Annotated in this window: 18 protein-coding genes and 1 tRNA gene; 10 read left to right on the top strand and 9 right to left on the bottom strand. The window is 68.1% G+C overall.

From position 1 onward, the window contains the following. The 6 genes from AOK15_RS23410 to pknB all read left to right on the top strand — a co-directional run. The coding region (locus AOK15_RS23410; protein ID WP_240508560.1) for an FHA domain-containing protein at positions 1 to 350 on the top strand (350 nt) is incomplete at its 5' end. A 10-nt stretch (positions 351 to 360) separates the two neighbouring features. Then, positions 361 to 882 (top strand): FHA domain-containing protein FhaB/FipA, encoded by a 522-nt coding sequence (locus tag AOK15_RS23405; protein ID WP_055520023.1) that lies wholly within the window; start codon positions 361 to 363, stop codon positions 880 to 882. 128 nt (positions 883 to 1,010) lie between these two features. Beyond that, positions 1,011 to 2,543, top strand: coding sequence for a Stp1/IreP family PP2C-type Ser/Thr phosphatase (locus tag AOK15_RS23400; protein WP_205632214.1), 1,533 nt, complete (start codon positions 1,011 to 1,013; stop codon positions 2,541 to 2,543). 27 nt (positions 2,544 to 2,570) lie between these two features. After that, the gene (locus AOK15_RS23395) at positions 2,571 to 4,010 is read left to right on the top strand and encodes an FtsW/RodA/SpoVE family cell cycle protein (RefSeq protein WP_055520019.1); all 1,440 of its coding nucleotides are present in this window, start codon (positions 2,571 to 2,573) and stop codon (positions 4,008 to 4,010) included. Next, on the top strand, positions 4,007 to 5,479 hold the full coding sequence (locus tag AOK15_RS23390) for a peptidoglycan D,D-transpeptidase FtsI family protein (RefSeq protein WP_055520017.1): 1,473 nt from the start codon (positions 4,007 to 4,009) through the stop codon (positions 5,477 to 5,479). Before AOK15_RS23395 ends, AOK15_RS23390 begins: the two co-directional genes overlap by 4 nt. Positions 5,480 to 5,648: 169 nt before the next feature. Continuing rightward, a complete protein-coding gene (gene pknB / locus AOK15_RS23385) occupies positions 5,649 to 7,664 on the top strand; it encodes a Stk1 family PASTA domain-containing Ser/Thr kinase (protein WP_055520015.1) in 2,016 nt (671 codons plus the stop codon). A 123-nt stretch (positions 7,665 to 7,787) separates the two neighbouring features. On the opposite strand, the gene AOK15_RS23380 is transcribed toward pknB, so the two are convergent. Genes AOK15_RS23380 through AOK15_RS23360 form a run of 6 tightly spaced genes read right to left on the bottom strand, consistent with a single transcriptional unit; the run spans position 7,788 to position 12,264 of the window. After that, positions 7,788 to 8,531 carry a class E sortase gene (locus AOK15_RS23380; RefSeq protein ID WP_055520013.1) on the bottom strand — a complete coding sequence of 248 codons (744 nt, stop codon included), beginning with the start codon at positions 8,529 to 8,531 and terminating at the stop codon, positions 7,788 to 7,790. Between the two features lie 25 nt (positions 8,532 to 8,556). Next, positions 8,557 to 9,840 (bottom strand): class E sortase, encoded by a 1,284-nt coding sequence (locus tag AOK15_RS23375; RefSeq protein ID WP_055520012.1) that lies wholly within the window; start codon positions 9,838 to 9,840, stop codon positions 8,557 to 8,559. Further along, a complete protein-coding gene (locus AOK15_RS23370) occupies positions 9,837 to 10,487 on the bottom strand; it encodes an aminodeoxychorismate/anthranilate synthase component II (protein ID WP_055520010.1) in 651 nt (216 codons plus the stop codon). The genes AOK15_RS23375 and AOK15_RS23370 overlap by 4 nt, the downstream gene beginning before the upstream one ends. Then, positions 10,484 to 10,645, bottom strand: coding sequence for a hypothetical protein (locus AOK15_RS44160; protein ID WP_107099495.1), 162 nt, complete (start codon positions 10,643 to 10,645; stop codon positions 10,484 to 10,486). Before AOK15_RS44160 ends, AOK15_RS23370 begins: the two co-directional genes overlap by 4 nt. A 53-nt stretch (positions 10,646 to 10,698) precedes the next feature. Beyond that, positions 10,699 to 11,391, bottom strand: coding sequence for a class E sortase (locus AOK15_RS23365; protein ID WP_055520009.1), 693 nt, complete (start codon positions 11,389 to 11,391; stop codon positions 10,699 to 10,701). Positions 11,392 to 11,418: 27 nt separating this feature from the next. After that, a complete protein-coding gene (locus AOK15_RS23360) occupies positions 11,419 to 12,264 on the bottom strand; it encodes a DUF881 domain-containing protein (protein WP_055520007.1) in 846 nt (281 codons plus the stop codon). 141 nt (positions 12,265 to 12,405) lie between these two features. Here AOK15_RS23360 and crgA point away from each other — a divergent pair, with 141 nt between their 5' ends. Continuing rightward, the gene (gene crgA, locus AOK15_RS23355) at positions 12,406 to 12,660 is read left to right on the top strand and encodes a cell division protein CrgA (RefSeq protein WP_055520005.1); all 255 of its coding nucleotides are present in this window, start codon (positions 12,406 to 12,408) and stop codon (positions 12,658 to 12,660) included. Between the two features lie 302 nt (positions 12,661 to 12,962). On the opposite strand, the gene AOK15_RS23350 is transcribed toward crgA, so the two are convergent. Together AOK15_RS23350 and AOK15_RS23345 are read right to left on the bottom strand one after the other, a co-directional pair. Further along, the gene (locus AOK15_RS23350) at positions 12,963 to 13,859 is read right to left on the bottom strand and encodes a rhomboid family intramembrane serine protease (RefSeq protein WP_055520002.1); all 897 of its coding nucleotides are present in this window, start codon (positions 13,857 to 13,859) and stop codon (positions 12,963 to 12,965) included. A 156-nt stretch (positions 13,860 to 14,015) separates the two neighbouring features. Next, positions 14,016 to 14,549 carry a peptidylprolyl isomerase gene (locus tag AOK15_RS23345; RefSeq protein ID WP_055520001.1) on the bottom strand — a complete coding sequence of 178 codons (534 nt, stop codon included), beginning with the start codon at positions 14,547 to 14,549 and terminating at the stop codon, positions 14,016 to 14,018. 360 nt (positions 14,550 to 14,909) lie between these two features. On the opposite strand from AOK15_RS23345, the gene AOK15_RS23340 reads away from it, so the two are divergent. Next, positions 14,910 to 15,611, top strand: a complete 702-nt coding sequence (locus AOK15_RS23340) for a DUF5324 family protein (protein WP_055519999.1) — start codon at positions 14,910 to 14,912, stop codon at positions 15,609 to 15,611. 527 nt (positions 15,612 to 16,138) lie between these two features. Here the strand turns inward: AOK15_RS23340 and AOK15_RS23335 are convergent. Beyond that, positions 16,139 to 16,211, bottom strand: a tRNA-Ala gene (locus AOK15_RS23335). A gap of 182 nt (positions 16,212 to 16,393) precedes the next feature. On the opposite strand from AOK15_RS23335, the gene AOK15_RS23330 reads away from it, so the two are divergent. Together AOK15_RS23330 and AOK15_RS42575 are read left to right on the top strand one after the other, a co-directional pair. After that, on the top strand, positions 16,394 to 16,942 hold the full coding sequence (locus tag AOK15_RS23330; protein ID WP_033530590.1) for a helix-turn-helix domain-containing protein: 549 nt from the start codon (positions 16,394 to 16,396) through the stop codon (positions 16,940 to 16,942). Between the two features lie 431 nt (positions 16,943 to 17,373). Continuing rightward, a partial coding sequence (locus AOK15_RS42575) for a serine/threonine-protein kinase (RefSeq protein WP_107099496.1) occupies positions 17,374 to 18,902 on the top strand: 1,529 nt, incomplete at its 3' end.

Below are 18,902 nucleotides of genomic sequence, written 5' to 3'. Positions count from 1 at the left end.
CGCCCGGCGGCCGTCCCGGCTCGGCCCCCTACCTCCAGCGCGCCGGGGCGACCCCGGGCGCGGCTGGACGCACGCGCTACTGGATCGAGATCAATGGCACCCGCCATCAGATCTCCCGCCCGACGCTGGTGCTGGGCCGCAGCACCGAAGCCGACGTGCGGATCGACGACCCCGGCGTGTCCCGCCGGCACTGCGAGATCCGGACCGGAACGCCCTCGACGATCCAGGATCTCGGGTCCACCAACGGCATCGTGGTGGACGGGCAGCACACCACCCGCGCTACGCTCCGCGACGGCTCGCGGATCGTCGTGGGCAGCACCACCATCATTTACCGGCAAGCCGAAGGGTGAAGCGGGGGCAATGTCAGAGCTGACCCTCACGGTCATGCGGCTGGGCTTCCTGGCCGTACTGTGGCTGTTCGTGATCGTGGCCGTGCAGGTCATCCGCAGCGACCTGTTCGGAACGCGCGTCACCCAGCGGGGGTCGCGCCGGGAGAGCGCGCGGCCGCAGAACGCCGCCCGGCAGACCGCGCCGCCGCAGCAGCGCGGCCAGCAGCCCGCCGCCACCGGCGGCCGCCGCGGGCGCAACGCCCCCACCAAGCTCGTCGTCAGCGAGGGCACGCTGACGGGGACGACCGTCGCGCTGCAGGGCCAGACCATCACCCTGGGCCGCGCGCACGACTCCACGATCGTGCTGGACGACGACTACGCCTCCAGCCGGCACGCCCGGATCTACCCGGACCGCGACGGCCAGTGGATCGTCGAGGACCTGGGGTCCACCAACGGCACGTATCTCGACCGGAACCGACTGACGACTCCCACGCCGATCCCGCTGGGCGCGCCGATCCGCATCGGCAAGACCGTCATCGAGCTGCGGAAGTAGTGCTACATCATGAATAGGCGCGAGCGGAGCGAGCACGCAGCGGCGGTCCCCACCAGGGGCCCCGGCGCGCTCCCGACCGGAGGGTGGGCACCGTGCGGATGTACCCGGAGCCGACGGGCGAGGTGCGCATGAGTCTGTCACTGCGCTTCGCCGCCGGATCGCACAAAGGCATGATCCGTGAGGGCAACGAGGACTCCGGCTACGCCGGCCCGCGGCTGCTCGCGATCGCCGACGGCATGGGCGGCCAGGCGGCCGGCGAGGTCGCCTCCTCCGAGGTGATCTCCACCCTGGTCACGCTCGACGACGACATCCCCGGCTCCGACATCCTGACCTCCCTCGGCACCGCCGTGCAGCGCGCCAACGAACAGCTGCGCGCCATGGTCGAGGAGGACCCCCAGCTGGAGGGCATGGGCACCACGCTCACCGCCCTGCTCTGGACGGGCCAGCGCCTCGGTCTCGTCCACGTCGGTGACTCCCGCGCCTACCTCCTGCGCGACGGCGTCCTCACCCAGATCACCCAGGACCACACCTGGGTGCAGCGGCTGGTCGACGAGGGCCGCATCACCGAGGAAGAGGCCACGACCCACCCGCAGCGGTCCCTGCTGATGCGCGCGCTGGGCAGCGGCGACCACGTCGAGCCCGACCTCTCCATCCGCGAGGTCCGCGCCGGGGACCGGTACCTGATCTGCTCCGACGGCCTGTCCGGCGTGGTGTCCCACCAGACGATGGAGGACACCCTCGCCAGCTACCAGGGCCCCGAGGAGACCGTCCAGCAGCTGATCGAGCTCGCACTGCGCGGCGGCGGCCCCGACAACATCACGGTCATCGTCGCCGACGTCCTCGACCTCGACACGGGCGACACCCTCGCCGGCCAGCTCCACGACACCCCGGTCGTGGTGGGCGCGGTCGCCGAGAACCAGCTCCACCTCCAGGACAACGGCATCATGCAGACCCCCGCCGGCCGCGCCTCCGGGCTCGGCCGCCAGGGGCACGCGCAGGGCGGTGGCGGTGAGTTCGGCCCGCCCGGCTCCGGCGACACCACCGGGTACATGCCGTCGGCGGGCAGCTTCGGGAACTACTCCGACACCGACTTCGTCAAGCCGCCCAAGAAGGGCCGGTGGCTCAAGAGATCCTTCTTCGGCATCCTCGGCCTCGCCGTGATCGGCGGGGGCCTCTACGGCGGATACCGCTGGACTCAGACGCAGTACTACGTCGGCGCCAACGACGACCATGTCGCGCTGTACCGCGGCATCAGCCAGGACCTGGCCTGGATCTCGCTCTCGAAGGTGGAGAAGGACCACCCCGAGATCGAACTCAAGTACCTGCCGCCGTACCAGCAGAAGCTTGTCGAGGCCACGATCGCCGAGGGCGGTCTGGACAACGCCAAGAAGAAGATCGACGAACTGGCCACCCAGGCGTCGGCGTGCAAGAAGAGCGCCGAGCGCCGCGAGGCGGCGGACAACAACGCCAAGACCGGTGCGGGCGAGGCCGGGGGCACCACGGGAACCACAAAGACCTCCCTCACGTCCAAGGCCACACCGTCCCCGACGTCGAAGCCGTCGACGTCCCCGAGCCCGACCCAGTCCACACCCACACCGTCAGCCGGCCCCAGCCTCTCGGAGGACGAGCAGAAGCTGGTCTCGCGGTGCGGTGAGCAGTAGGCAAGCCGCGAGGGGCGCACGCACACGATGAGCAGTACTACCAACACGTCGACGCAGCACACGTCCACGATCGGCGCGATCGGCGCGCCGAGCCGCCGCAACACCGAACTGGCGCTGCTGGCTTTCGCGGTCGTCATTCCGGTGTTCGCCTACGCCAACGTGGGTCTCGCACTCAACGACGAGGTACCGGCCGGGCTGGCCGCCTACGGCATCGGCCTCGGAGTGCTGGCCGGCATCGGCCACCTCGTCATCCGCAAGTTCGCGCCGTACGCGGACCCGCTGATGCTGCCGTTGGCCACGCTGCTGAACGGGCTGGGGCTGGTGGCGATCTGGCGACTGGACCAGTCGGCACTGCTCCAGCGGATCGGACAGGCCGGCGGCAAGGCGACCAATCAGTTGGTCTACACGGCGATGGGTATCGCGCTCCTCATCGCCGTACTGATCTTCCTGAAGGACCATCGCACCCTCCAGCGCTACACCTATATCTCCATGGCGGGTGCGCTGGTCCTGCTGCTACTCCCCTTGGTGCCGGGTCTCGGTGCGGAACTCACCTACGGCGCCAAGATCTGGATCCAGGTCGGCAGCTTCACCATCCAGCCCGGCGAGTTCGCCAAGATCGTGCTGGCAATCTTCTTCGCCGGCTACCTAATGGTGAAGCGCGACGCGCTCGCACTGGCCAGCCGCCGTTTCATGGGCATCTACCTCCCGCGCGGCCGCGACCTCGGGCCCATCATCGTCGTCTGGGCGATCTCGATCCTCATCCTGGTCTTCGAGACCGACCTCGGTACCTCGCTGCTGTTCTTCGGCATGTTCGTGATCATGCTGTACGTCGCGACCGAGCGGACCAGCTGGATCGTCTTCGGTCTGCTGATGTCCGCGGCCGGCGCGGTCGGCGTGGCCTCGTTCGAGATCCACGTGCAGCAGCGTGTGCAGGCCTGGCTGGACCCCATGGGCGAGTGGGAGCTCTCCAAGACCGTCGCCGGCCACTCCGCGCAGTCCATGGAGGCCCTTTGGGCCTTCGGTTCCGGCGGCACCCTCGGCACCGGCTGGGGGCAGGGCCACTCCGAGCTCATCCGCTTCGCCGCGAACTCCGACTTCATCCTCGCCACCTTCGGTGAGGAACTGGGTCTGAGCGGAGTGATGGCGATCCTGCTGATCTACGGTCTGATCGTGGAGCGCGGCATCAGGACCGCCCTCGCCGCGCGCGACCCGTTCGGCAAGCTGCTCGCCGTCGGTCTGTCCGGCGCCTTCGCCCTCCAGGTCTTCGTTGTCGCCGGCGGTGTGATGGGCCTCATCCCTCTGACCGGTATGACGATGCCCTTCATGGCCTACGGCGGTTCCTCGGTCATCGCCAACTGGGCGCTCATCGGCATCCTGATCAGAATCAGCGACACCGCGCGTCGGCCCGCGCCGGCGCCTGCACCGAACCCCGACGCCGAGATGACCCAGGTGGTCCGCCCGTCATGAACAAGCCCCTGCGCCGCATCGCGATCTTCTGTGGGCTACTGGTCCTCGCCCTGCTCATTCGTAGCAACTGGCTCCAGTACGTCCAGGCGGATTCCCTCGCCAGCGACAAGAACAACCGTCGCGTCGCCATCGAGCGCTACGCCACGGCTCGCGGGGACATCATCGTCGACGGTAAGGCCATCACGGGGTCCGTCGCTTCCGAAGGGCTTGACTACAAGTACAAGCGCACTTGGAAGAACGGCGAGATGTGGGCCCCTGTCACCGGGTACTCCTCGCAGATCGTCGGCGCCACGCAGTTGGAGAACCTCGAGGACGGGATCCTCACCGGCAACGACGACCGGCTGTTCTTCCGGAACACGCTGGACATGATCACCGGCAAGAAGAAGCTGGGCGGCAGCGTCGTCACCACCCTCAACGCCGCCGCGCAGAAGGCGGCCTTCGAGGGCCTCGGTAACAAGAAGGGCGCCGTCGCCGCGATCGACCCGAAGACCGGCGCGATCCTCGCTCTCGCCTCCACGCCGTCGTACGACCCGTCCTCCTTCGCCGGCATCAGCCAGAAGGACAGCGAGACCTTCTCGAAGCTGGAGAAGGACAAGGACAAGCCGATGCTGAATCGCGCGCTGCGCGAGACCTACCCTCCGGGCTCCACGTTCAAGGTGGTCACGGCCGCCGCCGCGCTGGAGAACGGCATCGTCGACGGCATCGACAAGGCCACGGACACCCCCGACCCGTACCAGCTGCCCGGCACGAGGACCGACCTCACCAACCAGCACGGCAAGTGTGAGAACGCCACACTGCGCGAGGCCCTGAAGGTGTCCTGCAACACCGTCTTCGCCAAGCTCAGCGACAGCGTCACCAACGACAAGATGATCGAGCAGTCGAAGAAGTTCGGCTTCAACGAGGCCCAGCTGGACATCCCGGTCCGTGCCGCGGAGAGCGTCTACCCCGAGGACAACAGGCCGCAGAACGCGCTCGATGGCATCGGCCAGGGCTCCAACCGCTCCACTCCGCTGCAGATGGCGATGGTCTCCGCGGCCATCGCCAACGACGGCAAGCTGATGAAGCCGTACATGGTCGACCAGCTGCGCGCCTCCAATCTCGACGTCATCGAGTCCCACGACCCCGAGGAGCTCTCCCAGGCCGTCTCTCCGGAGACCGCCCAGAAGCTGCAGGAGATGATGGAGACCGTCGTCAACGATCCGGGCGGCACCGGTGGTGCGGCCAAGATCAACGCGGAGGGTGTCACCGTCGGCGGCAAGACCGGCACCGCCCAGCACGGCGTCGACAACAAGGAGCTTCCGTACGCCTGGTTCATCTCCTACGCCAAGCTCGGCGACGGCAGCTCGCCGGTCGCCGTGGCCGTGGTCGTGGAGGACGGCAGCGCCAACCGTGGCGAGATCTCCGGTGGTGGTCTCGCCGCCCCGATCGCGAAGAGCGTGATGCAGGCAGTGATCAACAGCAAGAAGTGACCCCGCTCACGTCACCTCCACATCGGTGCACGTTGCGATACCGGTCCTGTATCGGGTGACGCGGTTGGCCAGGTCATGAAAGGCGAGACGGGTACCGTATGCCCGGAGCACAGCCGCCGGACCACACAGAGGTGCGGTCGGGACCGACGGAGAGGGCTGGTAGGAAGCTATGGAAGAGCCGCGTCGCCTCGGCGGCCGGTACGAGCTGGGCCAGGTGCTCGGCCGTGGTGGCATGGCGGAGGTCTACCTCGCGATGGACACCCGCCTCGGCCGCACCGTGGCGGTGAAGACGCTGCGAGCGGACCTCGCGCGCGACCCCACCTTCCAGGCCCGGTTCCGCCGGGAGGCCCAGTCGGCCGCCTCGCTCAACCACCCCGCGATCGTCGCGGTCTACGACACGGGCGAGGACTACATCGACGGGGTCTCGATCCCGTACATCGTCATGGAGTATGTCGAGGGCTCCACGCTCCGTGAGCTTCTCCACAGCGGCCGCAAGCTGCTGCCGGAGCGGGCCATGGAGATGACCATCGGCATCCTCCAGGGTCTGGAGTACGCCCACCGCAACGGCATCGTCCACCGAGACATCAAGCCGGCCAACGTCATGCTGACGCGCAACGGCCAGGTCAAGGTGATGGACTTCGGTATCGCCCGCGCCATGGGTGACTCCGGTATGACGATGACGCAGACGTCCGCCGTCATCGGCACCGCGCAGTACCTCTCCCCCGAGCAGGCCAAGGGCGAGCAGGTGGACGCCCGCTCCGACCTGTACTCCACGGGCTGTCTCCTCTACGAACTGCTGACGGTCCGTCCCCCGTTCGTCGGCGACTCCCCCGTGGCGGTCGCCTACCAGCACGTACGGGAGGAGCCGCAGCCTCCGAGCGTCTTCGACCCGGAGATCACGCCGGAGATGGACGCCATCGTCCTGCGTGCCCTGGTCAAGGACCCGGACTACCGCTACCAGTCCGCCGACGAGATGCGCGCCGACATCGAGGCCTGCCTCGACGGCCAGCCCGTCGCGGCCACCGCGGCCATGGGCTCGGTCGGTTACGGCGGCTACCCGGACGACCAGGCCACCACGGCGCTGCGTTCCCAGGACGCCGGCGCCACCACGATGCTGCCCCCGATGAACGGGGACGACGGCTACGGCTACGACGACCGCCAGGGGCGTCGCCGCCAGCAGAAGAAGAACAACACCTCGACGATCCTGCTGGTCGTCGCGGGTGTGCTGGTGCTGGTGGGCGCGATCCTCATCGGACGGTGGATGTTCGCCGGTGGGGACACGGGCGGGAACACCCTCAAGGCGCCGAACTTCGTCGGCCAGACCGAGAAGGAAGCCAGACAGGCGGCGAACAACGTCGACCTCAAGGTGACCACCACCCAGAAGGCGTGCGAGAACCAGAAGACCGGCAACGTCTGCAGTCAGAACCCTGCGGCCGACGAGCCGGTGAAGAAGGGCGACACCATCGCCCTGGTGATCTCGACGGGCGCGCCGAAGGTCTCCGTCCCCGACGTCACCGGGCTTCAGTTCAACGAGGCCAAGGCCCAGTTGGAGGAGAAGGGCTTCGAGGTCGAGCGGAAGAACGAGGAGTCCGACCGCAAGCCCGGCGTCGTGATCAGCCAGGACCCCGACAGCGGCAAGCTCGAGAAGGGCTCCACGGTCACGCTGACGGTGGCCAAGGAGGCGGAGAAGTCCGTCGTGCCGACGGTCGCGGGCCGCAGCTGTGACGACGCCAAGGCGCAGATGGAGGCCAACGACCTCGTCGGCACCTGCACCGATGTGGAGACCGACGACAACAACCTCGTCGGCAAGGTCATCGCCACCAACCCGGAGGCGGGCACCGAGCTCAACCCGGGCGACACGGTGACCATCCAGATCGGCAAGAAGGCCGAGGAGAAGAAGGCCAAGGTCCCGAACGTGGTCGGCCAGACCGTGGGTCAGGCGAAGCAGATCCTGCAGCAGAACGGCTTCACCAACATCCAGTTCGCCCAGGGCAGCGACCAGAGCGACACCGCGCTGGTCACCGACCAGGACCCGGACGGCGGCAACGACGCCGACCCGGCCAAGACGACGATCACCCTCGCCTCCGTGAGCTTCGGCGGCAACAACAACGGCGGTAATGACAACGGCGGCAACAACGGCGGGGGCTTCTTCGGAGGCCTCACCGGCGCCCGCTTCGAGGACTGATCACCGCCTCGTCCCGCATCAAGACCGATGCCCGGCCCCTCCTGAGAGGGGCCGGGCATCGGTCTTTCCGGGGAAAGCCGGGCATCAGCCGCCATAGCGATGTTTCACGTGAAACCGTCGCGGCTAGCGCAGTTCCTTCGGCAGGGTGCGTTCCGCGTTCACCCGCTCCACCCGCTCCAGCTCGCCCCACACGATGAAGCGGTGGCGGGAGGTGTATACGGGAGTGCACGTGGTGAGGGTGATGTACTTGCCGGCCTTCTTCTTGCCGGACTCCCTGGGGATGCTCGCCAGGACCTTGACGTTGTACTTCGAGGTCTCGGAGAGGGTCTCGTAGACCGTGTAGACGTACCAGTTGTCGCGGGTCTCGAAGACGATCGGGTCGCCCTTCTCGAGCTTGTCGATGTTGTGGAACTTGGCTCCGTGACCGTCGCGGTGGGCCGCGAGGGTGAAGTTGCCGTCCTTGTCCGTGGTGGGGAGGGTCGCCTTGACCGGGCTCATGTAGTAGCCGGCGACACCGCCGTTGAGGACCTTGGACGAGGTGCCCTTCTTGACCAGGACCTCGCCGTTCTCCATGGCCGGCACATGCAGGAAGCCGATGCCGTCCTTGGTGTCCAGGGCGCCCGGGCTGTCGTCCGCCGCCTGCCAGTTGTCGCGGACCCTGTCTGCTTCCTCGCCGGCCTCGCGGTCGGCCAGGACGTTCGTCCACCACAGCGAGTAGACGACGAACAGGCCCAGCACCACGCCCGCGGTGATGAGCAGTTCACCGAAGACACTGACCGCCATCGCGATCCGTCCCATGCGACGACGCTTCGGCGCGGTCTCGGACGTGTCCGTCCGCTCTTCGGTCTCGTCGGTGGTCACTGCCACAGTTCATCCGCCCTTGATCGAGCCCCTACTGGACGAGCGCGTCGGGCTTCCCCTTGCTGCGCGGCCGTTCCTCCACCATCTTGCCCCACACGATCATGCGGTACTTGCTGGTGAACTCCGGGGTGCACGTGGTGAGGGTGATGTAGCGGCCGGGCCCGGTGAATCCCGAGCCCGGGGGCACCGGATTGAGCACGCTGACGTTCGACGGCGGGGTCACGGGCAGAATCGACGCCATGTCGTAGACGTAGTACGTGTCCTGGGTCTCCACGACGATCGGATCGCCCGGCTTCAGACGGTTGATGTACCGGAACGGTTCTCCATGGGTGTTCCGGTGTCCCGCGATACCGAAGTTGCCCGTCTTGTCCTGGGGCATCGCCGTCTTGATGCTGTTCTTGTCGTAGTGCCCGACCATTCCGCGGTCCAGGACCTTCGACTTGCTGATGCCCTCGGCGATGGGCACGACCACGTCGAGCTTCGGGATGTGCAGGATGGCGAAGCCCTGGCCGGGCTCGAACGCACCCGGCGCGCGCTTGCCGCTCCTCCACTCCTCCTGAAGGCTCGTCGCCTCGCGGCCCGCCTGCTGATGGGCCCGGATGTTCGACCACCAGAGCTGGTACGTGACGAACAGCAGCATCAGCACGCCGGTGGTGATGAACACCTCGCCGATCGCCCGGCTCGCGACCACGCTCATGCTGGGCTTGCGCGCTCGCGCAGCCCGCCGCGCCTCGACCCGGGAGAGCGGCGCCGAGACCTCTCCTGCTGCTCCTAAGGCCTTGTCGGGCCCGTGAGCGGCTCCGGAGCCCGCCTGGGCTCCCAGGGACCCTCCGTGCCTCCCATGCCGTCTGGCGGCCTTACGGCGGGCCGCTCGGCCCCCGGGAGCGGGCGGTGTCTGTAGCGCCTCGGCCTCGGCGGCCAGGCGTCGGGCCTCCTCCACCCGGAGGGCCACCGTCTCCTCGTCGATCGGAGGGTGCTCCTGGGCGGTGTCGACCGAGGGGTGCTCGTGCACGACCGGTTCATAGGCCGAGGGCGGTGGCGCCTGATAAGCGGTCGGTTCGTAGTTCTCGAAGGGCTCCCCGTAGGGCGTCCTGCGCGGTTCGTAGGACGGCTCCGTATAGTCCCGCCGGCCGTACCAGTCGCCCTGGGAGTAGTCCATCTCCTGGGGCTGGGCCTGCGGCGGGGCGTACCACTGCTGCGGCGGATCGGCCGGGGGGCGGGTGCGGAAATCCTCCGCCTCGAACGACTCGGCGCCCCCGTACGCGGCCTCGCCGCCGTAGGGGGCACTCTCGCGCTCGGGGCGCAGGGCTGTCACGCCGTGGCCCTGCCCACCACCGGGGCGAGCCCCGCCGACCTCGCCACGGCGCCGTCGTCCCCGCATTCCACCAGCCAGTTGGCCAGCATGCGGTGGCCGTGCTCGGTGAGCACCGACTCGGGGTGGAACTGCACGCCCTCGACGGGAAGTTCACGGTGCCTGAGGCCCATGATGATCCCGTCGTGCGTACGAGCCGTGACCTCCAGTTCGACCGGTACGGTCCCAGGCGCGGCGGCCAGCGAGTGGTAGCGGGTCGCGGTGAAGGGGGTCGGCAGGCCCGCGAAGACGCCCCTGCCCTCATGCTCCACCAGCGAGGTCTTGCCGTGCAGCAGCTCGGGGGCGCGGTTCACGACCCCGCCGTACGCCACCTGCATGGACTGCATGCCGAGGCACACCCCGAACACGGGCACGCCGGTCTCGGCGCAGTGGCGGACCATGTCGACGCAGACGCCGGCCTCTTCGGGGGTGCCCGGTCCGGGGGACAGCAGGACACCGTCGAAGTCGTCCTGGGCGTGCGCGGGTGCCACCTCGTCGTTGCGCAGCACCTCGCACTCCGCGCCCAGCTGGTACAGGTACTGGACCAGGTTGAAGACGAAGCTGTCGTAGTTGTCGACGACGAGGATGCGGGCGGGTCGGGCGGCACTCACTGGTCGTTCACCGTCACATCGTTGAAGGGCAGCAGGGGCTCCGCCCAGGGAAAGACGTACTGGAAGAGGACGTAGACGACGGCCAGCGTGAGCACGAGGGAAAGCAGCGCCTTCACCCACACATTGCCGGGCAGATGCCGCCAGATCCAGCCGTACATGCCGTCCCTTCCTTCACACCACGGCACCGGATTCACGCCGTACCGCCACCAGACTAACGGCGTAGCGCCTCAGGTTTCCCTGACTCCACAGGCTTCGTGGATTCGAGATGGCCCCACACGATGAGCCGATGGCTGTGGCCCCACTCCGGGTCGCAGGTCGTCAACGTCAGATAGCGCCCCGCGCGCGTGTAGCCCGATTTCTTCGGCACGGGGTCGATGACCTGGACGTCCGTGGGCAATGTCCGATAGGGCCCTTGGTCGATGACGTACGTGTACCAATGGGCGCCGTCGGTCAGGACCACCGCGTCACCGGCCCGCAGCTTGGGAAAATCTTTGAAGGGATCGCCATAGGTGCGGCGATGGCCGGCGACCGCGAAGTTTCCCTTCTGTCCCAGCTGAGCGGTGTTCGCGTAGTGCCCGAGCCCCTTCTTCAAGGTGCTGGTCCGGGTGCCCTCCAGCACGGGCTTGTTCCACGTGAAACCAAGACGCGGGATGTACATGAGGGCGAAGGGTTTTGCCTCCCTGTACGGCGCGGGCGGCTTCGGATTCGCCGTGGCCCCCGCCGCGGTGGTCGGTCGCACCGGTTGCCTCGCCCACTGGTCCTGGAGCAGGTCGACCTGACGATCCATCTCGGTGTCGGCCTTCACGCCGGTCCAGAAGAGCACGTAGACGACGAAGAGCACGATCAAGGTGCCGACGGTGATGCAGAGTTCGCTGACGGTCCTGACGATCACACGCACCGACACAGGTCCCCCGGCTGCCGTTACGGGCTTCTACTCCACGGGCTTGGCGTACTGCAGATCCACTGTGCCCGAGTAGCCGGGCAGAGTCACCGGCCCGTCCTCGGTGACTTTCCAGCCGAGTCCGTAGACGTTGACGTACACCATGTAGTTCTGGATCGCTTTGCTCTCGGCGAGCGCCTTCTGGAGCTTCTCGGGGTCACCGACCGCCTGGATCTTGTACGGCGGTGAGTAGACGCGACCTTGGAGGATCAGGGTGTTGCCGACGCACCGCACGGCGCTGGTGGAGATGAGCCGCTGGTCCATGACCTTGATGCCTTTTGCGCCGCCCAGCCACAGGGCGTTCACCACGGCTTGCAGGTCCTGCTGGTGGATGACCAGGTAGTCGGGCTGCGGCTCGGGGTAGCCGGGCAGCTTGGCGGTGGCGTTCGGCGGGGCGTCGTTGAGGGTGACGGTGATGGCCTGGCCCTTGAGCCGCTGGGTCCCGGCGTTCTTCTCCAACGCCGTGAGCCGGGCATCCTCGGCCTCGGTGCTGCCGTCGTCCCGCTCGGCGAGGGCCTCGACGTCGTCCCGGAGCACCCCGTTGGACTCGTCGAGCTGCCCGTTCTTGTGGCTGCGCTCCTGGATCAGGTCGGAGAGCTTGAGCAACGAGGCGTCCGTGCGGATGTTCGTGCCTTTGGCCGTGTCGAAGCTGGTGAAGAAGATGAGCCCGGCGAGGGCGAAGACCCCCACGGTGAGCACGCGTACGGGCCGGACACCGCCCCGGGCGGAGGCGTCACCGGTAGCGAGGGACGAGGAGCCGTCGGACTCGACGGTCCCGGAACCCGGCCCGGAGGAGTCGCCGGAACCGGCCTCGGGGGAGTCGGCTGAATTGCTCAACGTACCCTTATCTCCTTAGGCGGCGCGGAAGCACTACGCTAACGGACGCCCGGGGGAGCATTCAGTGTCCCCTTGTACCCTGCCCCGGAGCCCGCCCCGTTCCCTGCGCGGCCACGCAGCGCATCGACAGGAGAGACCCTCGTGCCGAAGTCACGTATCCGCAAGAAGGCCGACTACACGCCGCCGCCGTCGAAGCAGGCCACCGCCATCAAGCTGAACAGCCGTGGCTGGGTGGCTCCCGTCATGCTGGCCATGTTCCTCATCGGCCTGGCCTGGATCGTCATCTTCTATGTGACCGACGGCTCGCTGCCGATCGACTCCCTCGGCAACTGGAACATCGTGGTGGGCTTCGGCTTCATCGCCGCCGGATTCGGCGTCTCGACCCAGTGGAAGTAGCACTTTCCACACCCGTGTGACCAGCCCTCCCCAGAGCTATCCACGGAGTTATCCACAGGCGTTTTCCACAGTGGGGAAAAAGAACGACGATCTGTGGATAACTCATCGGGTGTTGACGCCGGTATGACTGATCCGTCACTCCCGCAAGCATGTTCGCCCCCTGCCTGACCTGCGAAAACGCAGGTGAGCGACAGGGGGCACACCTGTTCCCGCACCCTATGCACAAGATCCGCCACGGTCTGTGGACAACAGTGCTGTAGCAGCACCGTCGGGGTGCCCGCTCCCAAGTGAATCAGGGCTGATCAGGTGAGCTGGGCGGTCCTGACCACAGTCATGATCACGACGGTGGCCAGGACCAAGGCGCACACCCCGAACTGGATCAGCGACCGCCGCTTCCGAGGAGCGTGCACCATCGCGTAGCCGACCACGACACCGCCGACGAGGCCGCCCACATGGGCCTGCCACGAGATGTTGAAGAACGGGCTGAACGTGAAGATCAGGTTGATCACCAGCAGGATGACCAGCGGCCGCATGTCGTAGTTGAGGTGCCGCATAAGGACGCCGGTCGCACCGAAGAGACCGAAGATCGCACCGGACGCACCGAGGGAGGGCTGGTCCGGCGCGGCCAACAGGTAGGTGAGGGCACTGCCGGCGAGGCCGGAGACGAAGTAGAGCGTCAGATAGCGGGCACGGCCCAGGGCCGCCTCCAGGGGGCCGCCGATCCACCAGAGGCTGAGCATGTTGAACAGGATGTGCGTGACGCCGCTGCTGTGCAGGAACATCGACGTCACCAGCCGGTACCACTGGCCTTCGGCGATGCCTTGGAACGAGGGCCCGAGTTCCGGGATCCACTTTCTCGCGACGAGGTAGAACCGGTCGGTGAAGCGATCGCCCAGCGACATCTGCACCAGGAACAGCAGCAGGTTCACGCCGATGAGGATCTTGGTGAGGAGCCGGGGATCGGCGCTGACGGTGCCGCCCGCGAGGGTCCGGGGCTGGGAGGCGGAGGGCGCGTGGCCCGTGCCCGAGCCGTTGCGGACGCAGTCCGGGCACTGGAAGCCGACGGAGGCGCTGACCATGCACTCGGGGCAGATGGGGCGTTCGCACCGGGTGCAGCAGATGCCCGTCTCGCGATCCGGGTGCCGGTAGCAGGTGGGCAGGCTCTGCGCGTCCTGCGAGCTGCTCGGCACCTGGTCCATCGGGCCCCTCCGTCTCGTGTGTGGAACACATCGGCCCCGCCCATCCTTACGGATGAGCGGGGCGAATGGTTCCCTTGGGGACCTTGCGAACCTTTCGGTTCCGGCGCACGCGGGCGCACCTGAGGCCCTGGCCCCTGTGGCGGGCCTTCGGACGGCTCAGCCCTGGCGGGTCTCGACGACGACCGACTCGATGACGACGTCCTTGACCGGGCGGTCGGTGCGCGGGTTGGTCTGGGTGGTCGCGATGGAGTCGACGACCTTCTGGCTGGCCGCGTCGACGACCTCGCCGAAGATGGTGTGCTTGCGGTTCAGCCACGCCGTCGGGGAGACGGTGAGGAAGAACTGCGAGCCGTTGGTGCCCGGACCGGCGTTGGCCATGGCCAGCAGGTAGGGCTTGTCGAACGCGAGGTCCGGGTGGAACTCGTCCCCGAACTGGTAGCCGGGGCCGCCGGTGCCGTTGCCCAACGGGTCACCGCCCTGGATCATGAATCCGCTGATCACCCGGTGGAAGACCGTGCCGTCGTAGAGCTTGTCCGTGGACTTCTGGCCGGTCGCCGGGTGGGTCCACTCACGCTCGCCCTTGGCGAGCTCGACGAAGTTCTTGACCGTCTGGGGCGCGTGGTTCGGCAGCAGCCGCACCTCGATGTCGCCGTGGTTTGTCTTCAGGGTGGCGTACAGCTGCTCAGCCACGATCTGCCTTCCGTTGTCCTCTGTGACTCCCCCGATCCTCGCACGGACGGCGCCCGGAGGCGCCCGACGGCCACGCCCTCGTCCGGCATGCGCACCGAAAACGGGCCGAGTACCCACGGTATCGGCGCGCTTGACGACGATCCGTGGCATTGTCGGCATCGTGGACAAGCTCCCGTTGCCCCGTATTCATCCGCAGTTGCACAGCACCGGATCGCGAACGGTTCCCAGCTTCCTGACCGCGCGGAGTCGACTCGCATGACCCGGATGCCCGCCCTCACATGCCTCAGAGCGTTCCGAGAGGCATGATCGCCAAAAGGGTGGAAAGTCGAAATACCGTACGCCACCGAGGAGGAGGATCCCGTGACCCGCATCGACAGCGTGCGCGCCGCGACCGGTTCGGCGAAGGACAGCGTGCTGCACGCCGCGGAAGTGGTGGCGCCCTACGCCGACACGGCCAAGGAAAAGGCCTCGCACTACGCACACGAGGCGCGCGTGAAGATCGCGCCCAAGGTGTCGCAGGCCGCGGAACAGGCACGCGTCCAGTACGGCGCCCTTGTCGTCCCGCGTCTGGAACAGGCACGCACGCACGTACCGCCGAAGATCGACAGCGCGGCGCATGAAGCCGCCGTGCGCACCCGGAAGGCGGCCCGCCAGGCCGCCGACTACTCCCGCCCGCGACTCGAGCAGGCAGTGGCCGCTGCCGGCCCCATGCGGGAGGAGGCCACGGCCCGAAGCGTGGCGGCGCTGGCCGCGCTGCGCGGTCAGGTGTCGCCCGAGCAGATCCAGAAGCTCGTCCGCAAGCAGCAGCGTCGCGCCAGGGCGGGCCGCGTCTTCAAGGGCGTGGCCGTGATCGGTGCCCTCGCGGGCGGCGCCTTCGCCGCCTGGAAGTGGTGGGACAAGCAGGCCAACCCCGACTGGTTGGTCGAGCCCCCCGCCGCCACCGAGGTCTCCGAGCCCGAGCGGCTGTCCTCCGTGGGCGGCAGCGACGAGTCCGTCCTCGACCCCGAGGTCGAGGCGAAGCAGGCCGAGGACGAAGCGGCGAACCGCGACGACCGCCGCTGAGACACGCTCAGACGAGCGAGCGCCGCTACCAACGCAATGGCGGTGCCGTGATCGAGGCCGGCGGTGCCGCCCGGAAGCTGGCGGTGCCGCCATAGAGGCCGGCAGCCGGGGACGTCGGTCCGCGGCTGATACGAGCGTGCCCGCCCCGGCCAGTCTGAGGCGCGGCGCCTTCAACAGCCCTGTGGGCCGGAAGATTTGATGGTCTTCCGACCCACAGGGCTGTTTCACGTGAAACACACCTGGGCGCCAGCCATCAAGAACCCCGAACTGGAATGTGCTCGTCCGATTGCAAAGAGTGATAGCCGCCTCCGACCTGCATCTGTGTGACGCAGACCATGGTTTTCGCATATGCGCACGCCAGCAGGCACCTTGGCCCGTCTCACGGCTCCAGAGGCAGTCCGGTCATCCAGTGCACAGATCGCGATCGCGACGCGGCCCTCCTGGAGGGCCCCGGGACGAGGGAGGCGGGACCACAGAAAAGAGACCGGGCCGGACGTCTTCTGACGTCCGGCCCGGTCCATCCGCTGTGGAGCCTAGGGGAGTCGAACCCCTGACATCTGCCATGCAAAGACAGCGCTCTACCAACTGAGCTAAGGCCCCGGAAGGGAAGCGTCCGCCCGGAAGTACCGACCACCGGGTGGCGCCGCAGACCAGAGTACCGGGTCACCCCCGGTATCTCGCAAAAAGATTGGGGGTCCCCGTGAACGACCACTCTCCGTAAGATGCTCGTCGTGGTTCGCTACAGCGAACCGCAGTTTTTGGGGAAGCGATGGGGAGACGCAATGGACGCCGCACAGCAGGAAGCGACCGCAAGAGCCCGGGAGCTGCAGCGGAACTGGTACGGAGAGCCACTGGGGGCGCTCTTCCGTAGGCTCATCGAGGATCTGGGCCTCAACCAGGCTCGCCTCGCGGGGGTACTGGGACTTTCCGCTCCGATGCTGTCGCAGCTGATGAGCGGTCAGCGGGCCAAGATCGGAAACCCGGCCGTGGTTCAGCGGGTGCAGCTGCTGCAGGACCTGGCGGGGCAGGTCGCGGACGGCAGCGTGAGCGCCGCCGAGGCGACCGAGCGCATGGACGAGATCAAGAAGTCGCAGGGGGGATCTGTGCTCAGCAACACCACGCAGTCGACGACGAGTTCCGGGGCGCCCACGGTCAAGCGGGTCGTCCGCGAGATCCAGTCGCTGCTGCGCTCGGTGGCGGCTGCGGGCGACATCATCGAGGCGGCGGACACCCTCGCCCCGACCCACCCCGAACTGGCAGAGTTCCTCCGGGTGTACGGCGCAGGCCGCACCTCGGACGCGGTGGCCCACTACCAGTCCCACCAGAACTGAGATCGAGGCCCGGTCACCGAGACGGGGTCGGCGACCGGGCCGCGGCCTGAGCGGGGGACCAGTGGCACAGGCTGGGGGACTTGTGACGCAGGCTGGGGACACAGGCTGACGAGGCCCATGAACAGGCCCACCAGCACCGATGTCATGAAGACGCGGACGTAGGCTCGACGAGAGCCGAGAGGGAACGGACCGGGCCGCCGGAAGGGCGGGCCGAGGCAGAGGTCCGGCGCGGTAGAGGACCGGGCCAGGCAGAGGCTGCGAAGGGGGCTGAGGGGACGGGCCACACAATGCGGCTGGGGGACAGAGGTACGGAAACGAGCTCCGTGGGAAACCGGTAGGCAGAAGCCGACTCCGCGGGGGGCGGCTCGGAAGCCGTGTCCTCCGCCGACGGGCAGCCAAGGGGGGAGCCGAAGGGGGAACGACGCACAACCATGGGTGAGGTCTTCGCCGGCCGGTACGAACTGGTCGACCCGATCGGACGCGGGGGAGTCGGCGCGGTCTGGCGCACCTGGGACCACCGACGCCGCCGGTACGTGGCCGCCAAGGTCCTGCAGCAGCGCGACGCGCACGCTCTGCTCCGCTTCGTCCGCGAACAGGCCGTGCGGATCGACCACCCCCACGTGCTCGCGCCCGCCAGCTGGGCCGCCGATGACGACAAGGTCCTGTTCACCATGGACCTGGTCGCGGGGGGCTCCCTGGTCAATCTCGTCAACGACTACGGCCCTCTTCCTCCTTCCTACGTCTGCCTCCTGCTCGACCAGCTGTTGTCCGGCCTCGCCGCCGTGCACGCGGAAGGCGTCATCCACCGCGACATCAAGCCCGCCAATGTGCTGCTGGAGGCCACCGGCACGGCAAGGCCCCGCCTCCGCCTGTCCGACTTCGGCATCGCCATGCGTCTGGGCGAGCCCCGGCTGACCGAGACCAACTACGTCGTGGGCACGCCGGGTTACTTCGCCCCCGAACAGATGCTGGGCGCGGACCCCGACTTCCCCGCGGACCTCTTCGCGGTGGGCCTCGTCGCCCTGTACCTCCTGGAAGGCGCCAAACCCGACTCCAAGGCGCTCATCGAACACTTCGCCGCCCATGGCACGCCCAAGGCACCCAGAGGCATCTCGGAGCCTCTGTGGCAGGTCATCGCCACGCTGCTCCAGCCCGACCCCCATGCCCGCTTCCGTACGGCCACGGGAGCCCGCAAGGCCTTGGCCGCTGCCACCGAGTTGCTCCCCGAGCCCGGCCCCGACGACGAGTTGGTGGAGGTGTTCGATCAACTCGGCCCCCTCCCCGTGGGGTTCGGCTCGGAAGGCCCGCTGCAGCGAGCGTCAGGGCTGGATGTGAACGGGGCGAGCACGGGCGCCGCGTCCTCGTCGAGGTCTGGGCGTGGGACGGCCTCTTCTCGGGTCAGCGCGGGTGCCCCTCCTGAGGGCAGCCCGACGCCGGGAGCGGAAGGCTCATCGCCGGGCCCGGGGCTTCTGCCGCCGAGTGCGCATGCTCCTCGTCCAAGCCCTGACACTCCTTCCAACTCACCAGGCCTGTCTGCCTCTTCGCCGTCCGGCGTCGACATGACGCCTCCGCCGCCCTCCACGCCGCCTCCCTCCGCTCCGCCGCTTCCGGCTCAGCTGCCCGAGGCCACACCGCCCCAGGGCTCGCTCGCTCAGCCCGGCGGCGCAGGCGCCGTACCTCCGGCACCACCCAACGGCTCCGTGCCCCCTCAACCTCCGTACACCGGTGCCGTATTGCCGCCGCCGATGCCCCCATCAGCGCCGCCCGGGACCAACTCGGGAACGGGCACGGGCCTAAACCCAGGCACGATCTCCAGCACAGGCACAGGCACAGGCACAGGCACAGCCGCAGGGCAGTGGTATCAGGGTGCGGGTTCCCCCTCTGCGGAGCGTGAGGATCGAGTGGCCCCCGAGCCACCCTCCGTCGCCGTACCACCTCAGTCCGAATCCATACCGGCGCG

The organism is Streptomyces ossamyceticus, assembly GCF_001418475.1.
GTDB classification, from domain to species: domain Bacteria; phylum Actinomycetota; class Actinomycetes; order Streptomycetales; family Streptomycetaceae; genus Streptomyces; species Streptomyces ossamyceticus.
This window is presented reverse-complemented; position numbering and strand designations above follow the sequence as displayed.